This is a genomic window from Magnetococcales bacterium, from assembly GCA_015231925.1.
Taxonomy (GTDB): domain Bacteria; phylum Pseudomonadota; class Magnetococcia; order Magnetococcales; family JADGAQ01; genus JADGAQ01.
This window is the reverse complement of sequence record JADGAQ010000095.1, coordinates 1-15,010: the sequence shown is the minus strand read 5'-3', so window position 1 is coordinate 15,010 and position 15,010 is coordinate 1. Positions and strand designations below refer to the sequence as shown.

Here is a 15,010-nt window from a genome sequence, read left to right as displayed (position 1 = left end):
ACCCGTTGGGGGGGATAATCCCCCCCAAACCCCCGTATACCTGAACAGATACAAAAAAATTAAGTATTACCAAAGTAGATGCGGTATTGTCTCCTCCGACACCCCGCATATCGGAAAGACTACTTCTCCCGCAGCGCCTCCTGCCAGGGTTTGCCGTCCAGCAGCAGCTCCGTGACCACCCCTTTGCCGTCCCCGCCCACATGCACCCGGATGGCGCCGCGTTTGGCGCGTACCGCGGCATCGAGTTGCCCCGCTTCGGTTTCGGGGATGTAAAACCGCTCGATCCCGGCGATGAAGCGTCCGTGACGGCAGATTCCCGCCAGATGCAGTCCGCAGGGTTCGGGCGGGGTGATGCCGTAGATGAAGGCCGGCGGCTCCAGGCAGACCGTGGCTTTCCACTCCACGTTCGGTTTGTCCTTCTCGGAGTGGGCGCAAACCGGTACCCCGTAATCGACGCGGTACTGAATGAAGTGCCCGGCAAGCAGATCCCGCGGGTCGAAGCCTTCGACCGGCAGGGTGATCTCCGTGCCGCTGTGGCTGCGATAGGCCTTGTGGCCCACCAGCAGCATCAGGGCCAGAATCGGCAGCGCAAGCACGAGAAAGACCCGTTGGCGGCTCATGGACCCTTCTCCGGCAGCAGACGCCGCCAACGGGTGTGAAAGCGTTGCCAGAGGAAAAGCAGCGACAGAATGACCGCGCCGGTGACAATCAGGCCGAAGCCCGTTTGCACCAGTCCCCCGGCCGCCCGGAGATAGACCGCGAAAAGGTGCAGTCCCATCAGACCGGTGGCCACCGAAACCCGTCTTGTTTCGCCCTGCCTGGCCGAAATCAGGGCGAAAAGACTCAGCAGAATGAGATGAAACAGGGTCACCACCCAGTGGTTGAGAGGCGTCCAGGAGGCCAGGGTGAAGAAGAAGAGATAAAAGCCCAGCAGTGCCCGACTCAGGGGCAACAACGACGCCTCCATCAGGGGACGGAAAAAGGAGAGGGTCAGCAGCAGTCCGCCGATGAGCAGTCCGGGCAGCAGGTACTCCAGGAGAGCGCCGGGCAGCAGGCGTTCCTCTCCGAAAAAGCCCAGGGCGTTGAGGCTCAGATAGGCCAGTACCAGACTCCAGAAGCGCAAGGGTCGCACCAGCGTGGTCGCCCAGGGGGTGGATTCCAACAAACGGGCCAGCGCCAGGGAGACCATGGGCAGGGCGAAAACCACCGCCACCAGGCGGCGCAGGGCGTCGCTGCCCAGGGAGTCGTCAATCCCGCTGATCCACCAGAGCAGACTGACGAAAAAGGCGGCAACCCAGCTATTGGCCAGAGGGCCTCTGCGGGAGAGCAGCACCGGAGGCAGACTGATCAGGCACCAGAACAGCATGAACTGGGCCAGCGTACCCTGGGAGTGATAGATCTGGGTGATCAATCCCAGAGTGGCCAGCAGGGCCAGCGCAAAGAGATGCAAACCCCCTTCCCACCAGCGGGAGGGGGAAGGGGTGTGGCGCATGGCCAGTCCCAGAGCCAGGGCGAGCAGAAAAGCGAAGGCGCTGGTGAGCTTTATTCCCGGAGGAATGGCCTCCCAGTTGGCGGCGATGAGGGCGATGAGGCCGTTGCCGAGAGCAAGCACCCCCACCCCGATCAGCCCCTGCATCAGACGGGAGACGCCCGGTCGACCCGCTTCGAAGGCGGTGATGGCCTCGGCCTGGGCCGGATTGATCAGTCCGTTCTCCACCCAGGTTTGCAGTTGGGCCGACAGACGATTCATGGCGATTCCCGCAGGTGGAGGAGCCGGTTTGTCCTATTCCTGCAGCGCTCCGTCATGGGCCGGAACCGGTTGCAGAAGAGTTTCCAGTGAAGGGGTGTCGAAGATGCGTTCGCTCCAGGCCTCCAGAGTCGATACCTCCGCCGAGGCCACCCGGGTAATGGCCCATTCGGGAACGTCGCCGAAACGGCGTCGCAGCAACCTCAGCAGCAGATCAGCCTTGCCTTTTTGTTCGCCGCGTATGTCGCCGCGCAGTTCGCCTTCCAGCGCGGCTTCCTTCTTCCACTTCTCGATGTGATAGGCCAGCATGTTGACCACCTCCTGCAGTTCCTCGGGAACGGTCGGCAAGGGGTTGAAACCGTCGGTCCGCTCCATGGCCCCCAGCAGCAGTTCCCGAAAAAGACCTTTGAGCACCACCCCTTCCGGATGGTTTTTAAACCATTGTGCCAGCAAACGGCCCGTCTCCAGTACCGCCTCCGGGCGGGCGGGGTGTTCCAGATGAAAGAGCAGGGCCGAGAGGGAGCCGAGTCCCTGCAGTTCCTCTTCGGCGTAACGTCCTTCGTCGATCACATGGTAACGCATTTCCGGTTGATATTGCCACAATGGCGAATCCTTGGGCAGTTGAATCACCTCGTGCAGACGGGTTGCGGCATGCCACCGGGGTTGTCCGTTGAACAGAACCACGGGCAGAACGGGAGGAAGCCCCTGTTCGGCAGTGAGCTTGCGCTCATCGACCAACTGTTGGTAGAGCAGGCCGCTATAGACCAGGATTCGCAGAGGCATCCAGGGGTCGATCGTGGACTGGAACTCCAGGATCAGCAGAATGAAGAGCGGGCCGCCGCTGTGGGTGGGGATCTCCCAAACCATGTCGCCCCGACGTCGTTTGCCCCTGGCGGCGGTGAATTTGGTATTCAGACGCTTCATGCGAGGCAGGTCGAGGTCGGTCAGGAGAGTGGCATCGAGAAAACCGGTCAGCAGATCGGCCACCATCTCCGGATGGGAAAAGAGCTGATGGTAGATGGCATCGGAATCCGCTGAATAGTCAGGCATCGTGAACTCGATTCCACCCGTCTTATTCCTGAATTTCTGCGGCAACCGGACCCGGATCGGGCCACTGGACGGCGTTGCGTTCGCTCGACAATCCTCAACGGTTCCGGTCGTCGAGGCGTCGCGCGCCTTTTCCTGACGCGCCCTGGCCGGTTTCGCCACGAAATATACCGAGAAGACGGGTTCAAGAGTGTAAATTTCCATCATCCCACCGTCGGTGGGCTTGATTCAAGAGCATGAGGAAGTTTTGGTCGTGAAATTCACTGAAGCCTGCCACTTGCCCGTTATGACCCCCTTGGCCAAAGGGTGGTGTTGACAAAGAAGGCCTGGCTTACCCGAAAGAAGTCCGTAGAGCAAAACTTCCTGTACATTGGGATCCTGTCGGGGCACGATAACCCGGTCTGTTTACACTGGGAAGGGAGAGTGGGGATGTTCGTTCGTTTGCTGCCCGGTTGGTTGGGACTGATTATCTGCTTGGGCATTTCATGCGCCCAGGCCAGCAACGAAGAGTTGTACAAGGCCTTGCAGAACAGCATCGCCGGGCCAACCCAGATTACTCTTCTGGATCAAGGATTTCTTGAACTTCCTGCGGGTATGCGCTTCGTTCCCAAAAAGGAGGCCAACCGCTATCTGGAAGCCCTTGGCAACTCGCCGGTTTCCGATCTGCTGGGTCTGGTGGTCGGATCGGATGCCGCGCAGGAGATATGGGTTGCCGAACTCTCCTATGTGCATTCCGGCCACATCGACGACAGTGAGGCTTCCCATTGGGATGTTCCGGCTCTGTTCGCCCAGTTGGTCGAGGGGACGGAGGACACCAATGAGTTGCGGCGCAAACGCGGCTTCGCTCCGTTGCGGGTGGAAGGCTGGATGGAGAAACCCCAGTACGACAAGGAGCGCCGCCGTTTGATCTGGTCCGTTCAGGCGCGTGAGGTGGGGGGAATTCCCAGTGCGTTGAGTATCGTCAACTACAACACCTATCAGTTGGGGCGGGAGGGTTATTTTTCCCTGAATCTGATCACCGACGATTCGGCGGTGGAGCGGCAGAAATTGCAGATTCAGTCGCTGCTGGATCAACTGACCTTTCGCAAGGAGCGCCGCTATCAGGAATTCGTTTCCAATTCGGACCAGTTGGCCGGTTATGGTCTGGCGGCGCTCATCGGTGGCGTGGCGGCCAAGAAGGTGGGCTTCTTCGCTTTGCTCGGACTACTCTTCTCCAACGCGGGCAAGGTGTTGTTATTTCTCCTGCTGCCGTTTGTGGTGCTGATTAAAGGGTTGTTCCGCCGGGGACGTTGACGTGAAAGATATATAAATAGACTGACACCGCTGTCCGGTATCCGATTGTTTCGAGTCAGGCCTCCGGGAGAATGTGTATCGGTAGGCGGGCCACGCGCCGTCTTCCCCGGCCCCGCTCTTCCTACATCGGAATCAGAGCCGGGGTGCGGTCGATGTGGTTGTCGATCTTGTCGTGGTGTTCCTGGATGAAGACGTTGGCGTAAAGGTTGTTGACCCACATCTTGCCTTCGGTGGTCACCTCCAGAAAGGCCAGGGCCTCGCCGATGTCGGGGCGAACCATGGCCCAGAAGAATTTCGGGTAGCCGGTGCGTAAATCCGCCGGACTCGAATAGCCCAGAACCTTGTCGACACCGATCTCCTGAAATTCATGGAAAAGGGCGGCGGTCTTTCGCAGATAGTGGATGTCGGCCATCTGTCCGATCAGATCCGCTCCCCGGGTCAGACGGCCCAGCAGCGTGATGCGCGAAGGGGGCAGGGAGACTTTGGGAAACTTGGTCATGGCGATCATGTCGGCAATCTCCTGGGCGTTCAGGTAGCCGACCTTGCCGAAACGATCCAGCACGAAGAGCTGACTGCGCTCCACATGATAGGGGGTCATGGAGGCATCCGTGGCCCCGAGGGGGACGCTCACCCGTTCCCGATTGGCGTTGATCACGTACAGGCCGTCGCCGTCCCCCTGGCAGACGCCCCGGACGTAGCCGATGTCGTGGCACAGGCAGGCGATGACGAAATGGACCCAGTCCTGGGGGCGCACCCCGCCCTGGATGATGTGCATGCCGGTGAGAATCTGCTGACCGACCTCGGTCACCAGAATGGTATGCTGGATTTCGTGGTAGGGTGCATCCGTCTTGGCGACATTTTCCAGGACGATGCGGCCTATGAAGCCCAGAACGCCGGGGAAGTCGGGTTCCTGCACGCCGAAGGTTCGCCGGTAGTTCTTCTGCAAATGTTCGACATAGGTGTCGATCAACAGCTTGGAGGGGTGAAACATGACTATTCCTCCCGAATGGCTGGCAGGAGCATGGATGATTCCGTCCGGATAGGGGGCCGGAAGAGGACGGATTCGGGCCGATTGTGTCTCATGTGGTCCAGGATGCCAAGGCCTGTCGCTCCGCGTTCGTCACGGGGTTTTGTCCTGGGGGATCTGCCATTCGAACCGGGTGTCGGCGGGGGTGATGCGCCGGGTTTGGCCCCCTGCGGTCTGGATGGTCACATATCCCGGTTGTACCGCAACGGTCGAGTTGTGGCACGGGGGGGCCTTGTTCTGCCGGGTGCCGCTGCGTTTGGGATATTCCACACGGGTGGAGAGGGGACTGACCGCCACGCCCTCGGTGACGAAGGGGCCGCTCCAGGCGATTTCCACCGGGGGCAGCATGGCGCACACCGCTTTTTCGGGCAGGGTGCCGTAATATTCCAGCACGGTGATACCGCCGGGTGTCAGGCCGCCGTAGCCTTTTCCGGCGGCGCCGTTCTTCAGGGCGATGCTACCGGTGACGAACGACTTGCCGCTGGAAACGGCCGTCACCCCGGCCTGCCAGCGTTCTCCCCAGGGCAGGCTTTCCACCCGGCGCACCCACAGCCGGTAGCTTTCTCCGGCAATCCAGTCCAGGGGTTGAATGCAACTGGCGCCGTTGCCTTCATGGCCGAAGCGGCGGCAGTTCCCCTCCGGATTGGAGGTGATCGTGTCCGGCTCGTCCCAGATGGAAAAGATGGCTTTCTTGCCGCGTTTATCCCACTGCAGACCCATGTATCCGGTTACCTTGTTGGCGAAGTCGAAGGCGTACATGGCGTAGTAGCCGATATCGCCGGCTGGAGGAGGAACCTCCTTCCAGGTCAGAACGATCTCCTGCTGATAGAAGGGGCCGCTGGCGTCGAGTTTGAAATGGGCCCGGCTGGAGTGAATCGGCAGCCGAATGGCGCCTTCCTCCTGGGCAGCGAGGGGCAAAACCGTCAGGAAGGGGAGAAGCGGCAGGAAGCGGTAGTGTGCAGGGGCCATGATGCGTTCCGCATTCAGGTGTCGGTGAGACGATCCACCGCAAAGGTATCGCCGTCGCGGGTGGCCAGCTCGAAAGGTGAACGATTCTCCTCGCCCCGATTCGCCGGGGAACTCCCCGGCGTGAAGCCGGGTTCGGTCAGCACCAGGCTGAAGGTATCGCCATCCGGGCTGGGCAGGGGAGCGCCTTCCGGCAGGGAAGGGGGCGGTTCTCCGAGCAGACGCGCCACCAGTTGGCCGCCCAGTGCGCCGCAGGTCAGTTGTCGGCGGTCGATTCGCAGTGGCGCCACGCAACCACTTGCCTTCCAGCCGGGGAGAGTGGTCAGGGTTTCCCATGTGATGTGGCCGGAGAGCAGTTGCCACAGGCGATTGCGTTCGAAGGGATTCATGATGGTCCGGCCTGGTCGTCCGCGGGGGGAGGGGCCTCCCCGTGGGGCACCCGTCCGACCAGCCCCTCTTCGCCGCGGGCGGCGATGCGTTCTCCGGCGACCAGCCAGGCTTGATGGAACAACTCTTCCGGAGTGGGCAACACCCCGGGAGGGGCTTCCGGGGGATGATCCCCCAGCACGGCCATGCCGCAGCCCCCGAAGAGACCCACGGTTTGCCCCGCCAGGCGAAAGCGCAGGCGGGAGACGGCTTTGGCCAGGGATTCGGCCCGTTCCAGACCCTCCTCTTCGCTGGCTCCCGGCAGCAGGACGCCCAGGGTGTCCGGACCGAGTCTGCCGGCCACTTCACCGACATCCAGCAGGGGTTTCAGGCGGTCCACCAGGGCTTTGAGGACTTTGGCCTGTTCCTTTTCGCCCAGGAGTGCGCCGTCGGCGGCGGCCCAGCGGCAAACCAGCACCACCAGGTGGCGACCCTGTTCCACCCAGGCGGACTGGCCCGCGTCCAGCAGGGCCATCCAGCCCGCCCGTCCCACCAGACCGGTGGCGGTATCCCGCAGCAGATTGTCCCAGACGGCCAGGCCCGCTTCCAATTCGGCAATGCGTTTGCGTGCGGTTTGCAGTTCGCTGCTGTCCTGGCTGTTTTTCCGGGCCAGGGTGGTGGCCTTGGCGCGAATTTCCAGGGCGTCGCGCAGCAGGGTCTCCTTCAGCTCCCGCTGTTGGCCCAGGGTGGCGCCTTCCTGCACCTGTTGCAGTTGCTGGCGGGCGTCGGAGGTATCCAGACCGATCTCCTCCCCGGTAGCCGCCTGGGCCTGGGCCAGATCCATCAACATGCGTTTCCATTCGATGCGTTCGTGGCGCCACAGGTCGCGGGAGAGGTCGGAGCGGGCCACCACTTCGCCGCAGAAGGTGTTCAGATCGTTCCAGGGCATGAGCCCGGCGGTAAGGGAGGCTTCGAGGCGTTCGAGGCTGTTGGCCACTTCCGGATCGCCGCCGCCCAGGGTTTGCAGGGTGGTCAGCAGGCGGGAGGGGAAGCCGTCGGGCATGGTGGAGGGGGTGGTGCTGCTGGTGAGGGCTTTGGCGAGGAGCTGCAGATCCTTGGCGATATCGCTCTTTTCGAGCTGGCGGCGACGGGAGATGTCGCGGGCCAGGTGGGAGACGATGGTTTGGCGGTCGCGGTCTCCTTCCAGACAGGGCAGAACCAGGCGTTCCAGGACTTCCACCAGGGTGTCGCGGAACCCGGAAACGGATGGGGCGCACGGATCCTGCACCAGCAGACGTTTGGCCAGGGCCAGGGCTTCTGCGGTGGAGGGGGGGGTGGTACGCAGGAGGTCGTAAAGCTCCTCGAAAGGATTTTGCCCCATGGATGCCGTCCAAAGTGGTGGCACAGGCCGTGGATAAACGGGGGTCCGGGGGGGCGAGCCCCCTCGGCGGGGTTTGGGGCAGCGCCCCAAGGTGTGGCCGTGGCTTTTTCCGTAGGCGGTCCGCTGTGCCAAGGGAAGACGGACAGCCGATCTCTTGCACGGAGCGTGAGGACCGCAGCGGACCGCCGGGGGGGCAAGGGGGGGCCTTATCCCCCCATCCGTTTGCGGAGTTGCCACCTGCAACAAAGCGTAGGGGTGAACACGGTCTTTTGAGCGGATACGGTTAGGGGGAAAACGCGCTTTTGCCTTGCCGGCGCGTTCAAGGATGGGGGGATGAGACCCCCCCTTGCCCCCCCGGCGGTCCGCTGCAACAGAGTCAGCCGGTGCGAGGGATCGGCTGTTACGCTTTCGTTCGGTGCAGCGGACCGCTACGGCCACGTCAACGACCACACCTTGGGGCGCTGCCCCAAACCCCGCCGAGGGGGCTCGCCCCCCGGTCCCCCGCCTACTCCGTCTCCCCCCGCTTACCGCTTGCTCTCTTCCTTGGCCCCGCCCACCAACGGGTGCGGATAATGAGCCCGCGCCGTCTTGGGCTCCAGGAACTGCGACACCCGCACCAACTCCACTCCACGCCCCTTCAACCCCGGCAACCACGACTTCAAGGCACTCAACGTCGCCGGATAGGGATGCCCGATGCCCACCGCCTCCCCATGCTTGCGGGCCTGATTCTCCAAAATGGCCAACTGCTTCAATATCTCCCCTTCCTGGGGAACGTTATCCAGAAAGACATCCCGACTGGCATAAGCCACCTGATGCGCCGCCGCCATCGCCGTGCCCACCGAGGCCGGACTGGTGCGACTGTCCACAAAGAACAATCCCCTCGGCTTGAGCAGCGACATCACCTTGGCCATGACGCGACGATCCCCCGTCAGCTTGGAGCCCATGTGATTGTTGATGCCGACCACCTCAGGAAACGACTTCAAATTGGTGGTGAGTATCTTCTCGATCTCCGCATCCGACATCCCCGACAACAAGGCCCCCGGTCCCGGCTTCAACTTGGGATAGCCCTTCGGCTCCATGGGCTGATGCAGAATCACCTCCCGTCCCGACTCTTTCCCCGTGGAAGCCACCCTGCGGGAGTAATCCCCCCCCGGCAGAACCGCCAGGGTCAGATCCGCCGGCAATTTGGCAATGGCCATGGAGACCGGACCGTTATAGCCCAAATCGTCGATGATCACCGCCACACGACCCTGACCTTTGACCACCGGCCCGAAACCATCCTTGGTCTGCGGCGGGGGTGCATGACGCTCCTCGGCGAAATGCTCCTCGTAAACGATCGTCGGGGCAGCCGACTCGTCCGGATGCGCCTCCTCCCTGGCCACTTCCGCAGGCTTCGGGGGCGCCACCTCCTTGACGGGAGGATGGGTGGGCGACTCCTTGACGACCGCCGTGGCCGCACCCGGTTTTTCCCCGGGTTTGCTCTCCGTCACCGCAGGCGCGGGAGCCGGACTTGCGGGGTCGGAGGCGGGAGTCCCGCTTTGACCCGGTTTGGTTTCGGAAGATTTGGCCTCGGCCGGCTTGACCTCGGTCGGCTTGACCTCCGCCGGTTTGACATCCGCCGGTTTGGCTTCGGCAACAGCCGGAGCCGGGGCTTCGGCCTTCTTGTCCGTGGTCGCTTTGCTCTCCTTGGCCGGCGCAGCCGCCTTGACCTCGGGGAGATCGGTTTTGGACTCGACGGCCGATGCGGAGGGTGCTGTCTCGGCTTCCAGTTCGTCGGTCATGCGAATGACCACGGCATGCCGTTTGGCCGCGGGCGGTGGTGGTTCGTTACGGGCGGTCACTTCGGGACGCGACAGTCCCGGCAACGGCGCCAGCGGACCCGTGTCCGGCTGGGTCACCCGGTGGAAAACCCATCCCGCCAGCACCCCCGAGGCCAACAAGGCCATCAGCCAGCCGAGGCGATGCCACAGGGGAGTCTTGTCGCGTCGATGCGGTAGGGGCTCGGTTTCGATATCCTCCTCCGACTCCGCATCGTCCCACAGCGAACCGGGAGCCTGCGGGTTCTCTTTCCCGGAGGATTTGTCCCGCGCCATCGACTTCTTGTCTTCCGTGCCGTCCTTCATCGTACCAGCCACCCGGTCCCCCGCCTGTTCAATCCATGTCCCCGATCACGGTTCTTCCTTGGTGGAACCGGGGAATGGCTTGCCGTTGCGACGGTTGAAGACCTGATAGCCACGCAGCAGATCCAGCGCCCTCTGCAACTGATAGTCGTCCTTGCTGCGACCGGTGATGCGGTCGTAATTGGCCCGCTCTTTTTCCTGATCGACTTCCGAACCCTCGCCACCTTCCGGTTTGGCCGGAGGGGGCGTGACTTCCGGTGCGGGGGAGCGCTTCTCCTTCTCCTTGGCCTTCTCCTTGTTGTTGGCCGGATCGCCCGCGCCTTCGAGATGGCCCTTGAGATCGGCCTCGGTACGATGGGGTTGGGTGGCGCGGGCGTTGCCGATCACCCGATCCTCCACCACGATGTCGGGCACGATGCCCTTGGCCTGAATGGAACGGCCATTGGGGGTGAAGTACTGGGCGGTGGTCAGACGCAGCCCGGAACCGTCCATCAGGGGGAAGATGGTCTGCACGGAACCCTTGCCGAAGGAATGGGTTCCCATGATGACGGCCCGTTTGTGATCCTGCAGCGCCCCGGCGACGATTTCGGAAGCGGAGGCGGAACCCTCGTTGATCAGCACCACGATGGGAGCCGTTTCGAGCAGATCACCCGGTTGGGCATCGAAGGACATGTCCTTGCCGGGAATGCGCCCTTTGGTGAAGACGATGCTGCCATCTTCCAGGAAGGCGTCGGCCACCTGCACCGCCTGATCCAGCAAACCGCCCGGATCGTTGCGCAGATCCAGAACCAGACCGTTGAGATAACCGCCGCTCTGTTTTTCCAGCTCCTCGACCGCCTCTTTCAGCAGGGGGAAGGACTGTTCGTTGAACTGGGTGATGCGCACATAGCCGATCTTGCCGTCTTCGATGCGCCATTTGACGGAGCGCACCTTGATGACCGCACGGGTCAGGGTGAAGGTCAGGGGTTTGGGCTCGTCCTTGCGCATCACGGTCAGGGTGATGTTGGTGCCCGGCTTGCCGCGCATGCGTCGCACCGCTTCCATGAGATCCATGTCCTGGGTCTCTTCGTTGTCGATGCGCACGATGAGGTCGCCCGACTTCATGCCGGCTTCGAAAGCGGGGGTGCCCTCGATGGGCGCCACCACCTTGACCGCGCCGTCGCCCCGGGAGATCTCGATGCCCAGTCCGCCGAACTCGCCCCGGGTATCGACCTTCATCTCGCGGTAGTTTTCCGGCGTCAGGAAGGAGGAGTGGGGGTCCAGGGTCTTGAGCATGCCCTGAACGGCGCCGTAGAGCAGCTTCTCCTGGTCCACCTCCTCGACGTAGTTCTGCTTGATCATGTTGTAAACGTCGGAAAAGACCTTGATCTTTTCATAGGCGATGGAGCCGACCGCCATGACATTGCCCACGGCCACGTGCATGCCGACGACAACCAGAACGGCGGTCAGCCCGGCGAGCCAGAATCGATGCCCTGTGATGAACCTCTTCATGTGTCTTTCCCGTTCCTTGGTCTTTTCCAGACGAACTATCGCAGGTGAGCCAACCATGTCGGAGGGTTGGACGCTTCACCGTTGAAGCGGATTTCGAAATATAAACCGGATTCGCCTTCCAGGGAACCGGTATTACCCGTTTCAGCCACACGTTCCCCCTCTTCGACCCAGTCACCCGGCGCCACCAGGAGTCGCTGGTTGTGTCCGTAAAGGGAGAAGGTCTGGTCTCCGTGATTCAGTATAACGATCAAACCGAAGCCGCGAAACCAATCCGCGAAGACCACCTGCCCCCGAAAGATGGCGCGTACCGCCACACCGTTCTGCAACGGGAAGAACCAGCCGGGATTGCGGGCCTGTCCCTTGCCGGGTACCGGGGGTTCCAGCTTGCCCCGATGATCCGTGATGTGGCCGAAGGAGGCGTTGCGCACCAGGGCGGGGGCATCGTCGCTGGCTTCGCCCAGACGATCCACCAGCCCGCTGAGGCGATCCCGCGCCGCCTTGAGTTCGGCCACATGGAGATCGAGCAGGGAACGACGCTCCCGCACCTGCTTGAACAGCGCCTCCCGCTCCGCCTGCCGCTGCTTCCAGCGCTCCTCCTCGACCTTCAGGTCGACTTCGGCGGTGCGCAGTTCCCGCAGTTGCGCCGCCTGTTGCGACAACGACTGCCTCAAACGGTTGAGCCCTTCCACATGGGTCCGGGTCCGGTCCTTGCGGGCCTGCAGCAGATAGCCCAGATAGTGCAGGCTCTGACGCATGTGGGTGGCATTCTCCTGGGAAAAGGCGATCTTCAGGGGGCCTTCCGATCCCAGTCCCTGCAGCAGTCGCAGGTCCATGCCCAACTGACGCCAGTTGCGGCTCAGACGCTGGCGCATCTCGGCAATCTCTTTTTCGGCCTGACGCACCTCTTCGCGCGATTTGCCGGCGCGTTCGCTCAACTCCTCGCGGCGGTGACGCGCCTCGGCCAGCTTCTGGTCCAGCCGTTCCAGATCCCCCAGCAGGGAGCGCTCCTCACCCCGGGTCTGCTCCAGATTGTCCTGTTCCTGTTTGAGTTTGTTCAACACCTCCCGCAGGTTCGGATCCTCTTTGGGAACCGCAGGCGCACCCGCCACGACCGGCACGGTCAGCAGGCTGCAAAGCATCAGTACCGGAAGGATGCGCCGCATGGTCATTTCGGGTCCGTGAACGTGACCAGGGAGGTGCCGCTCATCGCTTCCGGCCGGGGCAGATCCAGCAGGGTGAGAATCGTCGGCGCCACGTCGCAGAGCAGCCCGTCGCGCAGGCGGGCGGGCCGTCCCAGATAGAGCAGCGGCGCGGGATTGTTGGTGTGAGCCGTATGGGGCTGTCCCGTTTCCACCTCCACCATCTGATCGGCATTGCCGTGGTCGGCGGTGATCAGCATCTCCCCGCCGACGGCCTGAATCGCCTTGTGGATCTCCCCCAGACAGCCATCCACGGTTTCGATGGCCTGCACGGTGGCGGGAATGCGCCCCGTATGGCCCACCATGTCGGGATTGGCGAAGTTCACCAGAATGAAGTCGTAGTTCTGCTCGTGAATGCGCTCCACCACCGCCTCGGTCAGTTCCCGCGCCGACATCTCCGGTTTGGCGTCGTAGGTGGCCACCTTGGGGGAGGGGATCATGAGGCGATCCTCTCCGGGGAAGGGGGCCTCGATGCCGCCGTTGAAGAAATAGGTGACGTGGGCGTACTTTTCGGTTTCGGCGGCGCGAAGCTGCTTGAGACCGTTGCGGGCCAGAACGCCGCCCAGCAGCTCATCCAGGGATTCCGGCGGGAAAGCCACCCGGATGCCGGAGAGGGTGTCGTCGTAGCGGGTCATGGAAAAGACCGCTGCGAGGGCGGGACGCACCGGACGGGCAAAGGCCCGGAAGCTTTCGTCGTCGTCGAGCAGGGCGTGACAGATCTCCCGGGCGCGGTCGGCGCGGAAGTTGAGCAGCAGCAGCGCGTCGCCGTCGGCGAGGCTCACCGGCTGGGATTTGGGCTGACGGATGCGGGTGGGTCGCACGAATTCGTCATCTTCGCCCCGGGCGTAGGCGGCTTCCACCGCGGCGAGGGCGTTCTCCTCTTCCAGTCCTTCGCCCCGGGTGTAAAGATCGTAGGCCAGTTGCACCCGATCCCAGCGTTTGTCCCGATCCATGGCGAAGTAGCGACCGCAGACCGTGGCGATGCGTCCCGCGCCGAGCCGGTCCAGCCCCTCCTGCAGCGTGGTCAGGAACGCGCGGGCCGAGCGGGGCGGGGTGTCGCGTCCGTCGAGTACGGCGTGGATCAGGATCTTTTTCAGTCCCGCTTCCCGTGCGGCCTGCACCACGGCCAGAAAGTGGTCCTGGTGAGAGTGTACCCCCCCCGGAGAGAGCAATCCCCAGAGATGCACCGTCCCTTTGACGCCTCCGGCGACCTCGAAGGTGGCTTGCAGCGCCTTGTTGCTCTGCAGGGCTCCCGACTCCATGGCCAGATTGATGCGGGTCAGATCCTGATAGACCACCCGTCCGGCCCCGAGGTTCATGTGTCCCACCTCGCTGTTGCCCATCTGCCCGGCGGGCAGCCCGACGTGCAGGCCGCTGGTGCGCAGCAGGGCATGGGGGCGGGTGCGCCACCATTCGGAAAAATACGGGGTGCGGGCCTGCCGGATGGCGTTATGGGTTGCGTCGTCGCGCATGCCCCAGCCGTCGAGGACCACCAGGATCAAGGGCCTGGGTCGTGACATGGCTCAATGGACTCCCTTGGCGTTGAAGAAGGCCTTGTAGTTCACGTCGTGCAGGTTGATATGGGAAAAAAGCCAGTCCAGCAGCATGATACGTAAATCCGAGGAGAAGAGGATAGTGCGTTGTTGACGGCACTGCTCCTGAAAGTGACGAATCTGCTCCGACAGGGCCCGATGTTGCTCCCGGTGGGCGTTGTGGTCGGGATAGCCGTGTTGAGCCATCAACTCCTCTTCCTCGCGGAAGTGGGTCCGGGTGTACTCCGCGAGGTCCGACAAAATCTGTTCCATGCCCTGCCAGTCCCCGGCAGTCGGTTTGCGCCGAAAGATCTCCTCCACCATGGCATGGGCCTTGATGATGAGGTCCAGCAGGTGGGCATGGGAGGCATTGAAACGTTCCACACCCACATCCCGCAGACGTTGATGCAGGGTATCGCGACAGGTGGCGGATTCCGTCATGATCTCCTCTCCGTTGCCGATACGGCGTTTCCCCTCCGGTGACTTGGGAAGCTATTCGAAATAACGTGTGCGGATTGCGCCGGATTTTGGTTCATCTGCAAGGCGCGAGAAGGGGCGCCCAGGTCGATGTGTAACCCTTCTCGCAATGCCGCAGGTGAGCCACAAGACAAGCAAGACGTGCACGTTATTTTGAATAGCCTCCTTAGGGCGTGTTGACATTCACCATCTTTTGGTCCCTGGCCGCGTTGCAATCCGGTTCGGAATGCTCATGTAGGCGAGCTACACTCCGCTTCCTCACCGTCTTGCGCCTTGCCGGGAACCAAAATCCGGCAAATGTCAACACGCCCTAGGGCGTGTTGACATTCACCATCTTTCGGCCCCTGGCCGCGTTGCAATCCGG

Annotated in this window: 14 protein-coding genes; 2 read left to right on the top strand and 12 right to left on the bottom strand. The window is 62.7% G+C overall.

The annotated features are described in order from the left end of the window. Positions 1 to 119 precede the first annotated feature (119 nt). Genes HQL56_11495 through HQL56_11485 form a run of 3 tightly spaced genes read right to left on the bottom strand, consistent with a single transcriptional unit; the run spans position 120 to position 2,797 of the window. Entirely contained in the window at positions 120 to 620 is a 501-nt protein-coding gene (locus tag HQL56_11495; GenBank protein ID MBF0310141.1) for a GDYXXLXY domain-containing protein, read from the bottom strand. Further along, on the bottom strand, positions 617 to 1,750 hold the full coding sequence (locus tag HQL56_11490) for a DUF2157 domain-containing protein (GenBank protein ID MBF0310140.1): 1,134 nt from the start codon (positions 1,748 to 1,750) through the stop codon (positions 617 to 619). Before HQL56_11490 ends, HQL56_11495 begins: the two co-directional genes overlap by 4 nt. Before the next feature lie 33 nt (positions 1,751 to 1,783). After that, positions 1,784 to 2,797 carry an Rpn family recombination-promoting nuclease/putative transposase gene (locus HQL56_11485; GenBank protein MBF0310139.1) on the bottom strand — a complete coding sequence of 338 codons (1,014 nt, stop codon included), beginning with the start codon at positions 2,795 to 2,797 and terminating at the stop codon, positions 1,784 to 1,786. A 426-nt stretch (positions 2,798 to 3,223) separates the two neighbouring features. Between HQL56_11485 and HQL56_11480 the strand changes: the two genes are divergently transcribed. Then, positions 3,224 to 4,087 (top strand): DUF2167 domain-containing protein, encoded by an 864-nt coding sequence (locus tag HQL56_11480; protein MBF0310138.1) that lies wholly within the window; start codon positions 3,224 to 3,226, stop codon positions 4,085 to 4,087. Positions 4,088 to 4,208: 121 nt separating this feature from the next. On the opposite strand, the gene HQL56_11475 is transcribed toward HQL56_11480, so the two are convergent. From HQL56_11475 to HQL56_11455, 5 genes are all read right to left on the bottom strand, one after another. Then, entirely contained in the window at positions 4,209 to 5,078 is an 870-nt protein-coding gene (locus tag HQL56_11475) for a metal-dependent phosphohydrolase (GenBank protein MBF0310137.1), read from the bottom strand. 129 nt (positions 5,079 to 5,207) lie between these two features. After that, positions 5,208 to 6,083, bottom strand: coding sequence for a hypothetical protein (locus HQL56_11470; protein MBF0310136.1), 876 nt, complete (start codon positions 6,081 to 6,083; stop codon positions 5,208 to 5,210). Between the two features lie 14 nt (positions 6,084 to 6,097). Further along, positions 6,098 to 6,469, bottom strand: a complete 372-nt coding sequence (locus HQL56_11465) for a hypothetical protein (protein ID MBF0310135.1) — start codon at positions 6,467 to 6,469, stop codon at positions 6,098 to 6,100. Next, on the bottom strand, positions 6,466 to 7,827 hold the full coding sequence (locus HQL56_11460; GenBank protein MBF0310134.1) for a diguanylate cyclase: 1,362 nt from the start codon (positions 7,825 to 7,827) through the stop codon (positions 6,466 to 6,468). The genes HQL56_11465 and HQL56_11460 overlap by 4 nt, the downstream gene beginning before the upstream one ends. Positions 7,828 to 8,351: 524 nt before the next feature. After that, positions 8,352 to 9,317, bottom strand: a complete 966-nt coding sequence (locus HQL56_11455) for a divergent polysaccharide deacetylase family protein (protein MBF0310133.1) — start codon at positions 9,315 to 9,317, stop codon at positions 8,352 to 8,354. A gap of 73 nt (positions 9,318 to 9,390) precedes the next feature. Between HQL56_11455 and HQL56_11450 the strand changes: the two genes are divergently transcribed. After that, positions 9,391 to 10,056 carry a hypothetical protein gene (locus HQL56_11450; protein MBF0310132.1) on the top strand — a complete coding sequence of 222 codons (666 nt, stop codon included), beginning with the start codon at positions 9,391 to 9,393 and terminating at the stop codon, positions 10,054 to 10,056. On the opposite strand, the gene HQL56_11445 is transcribed toward HQL56_11450, so the two are convergent. From HQL56_11445 to HQL56_11430, 4 genes are read right to left on the bottom strand one after another with little or no spacing between them, the layout of a single operon-like run. Continuing rightward, positions 9,996 to 11,438, bottom strand: a complete 1,443-nt coding sequence (locus HQL56_11445; GenBank protein MBF0310131.1) for a S41 family peptidase — start codon at positions 11,436 to 11,438, stop codon at positions 9,996 to 9,998. The two genes, HQL56_11450 and HQL56_11445, sit on opposite strands and share 61 nt — an antisense overlap. 35 nt (positions 11,439 to 11,473) lie before the next feature. Then, positions 11,474 to 12,607, bottom strand: a complete 1,134-nt coding sequence (locus HQL56_11440; GenBank protein ID MBF0310130.1) for a peptidoglycan DD-metalloendopeptidase family protein — start codon at positions 12,605 to 12,607, stop codon at positions 11,474 to 11,476. Then, a complete protein-coding gene (locus HQL56_11435; protein ID MBF0310129.1) occupies positions 12,604 to 14,157 on the bottom strand; it encodes a 2,3-bisphosphoglycerate-independent phosphoglycerate mutase in 1,554 nt (517 codons plus the stop codon). The genes HQL56_11440 and HQL56_11435 overlap by 4 nt, the downstream gene beginning before the upstream one ends. Before the next feature lie 3 nt (positions 14,158 to 14,160). After that, positions 14,161 to 14,610 (bottom strand): bacteriohemerythrin, encoded by a 450-nt coding sequence (locus HQL56_11430; GenBank protein MBF0310128.1) that lies wholly within the window; start codon positions 14,608 to 14,610, stop codon positions 14,161 to 14,163. Between the last annotated feature and the right edge of the window lie 400 nt (positions 14,611 to 15,010).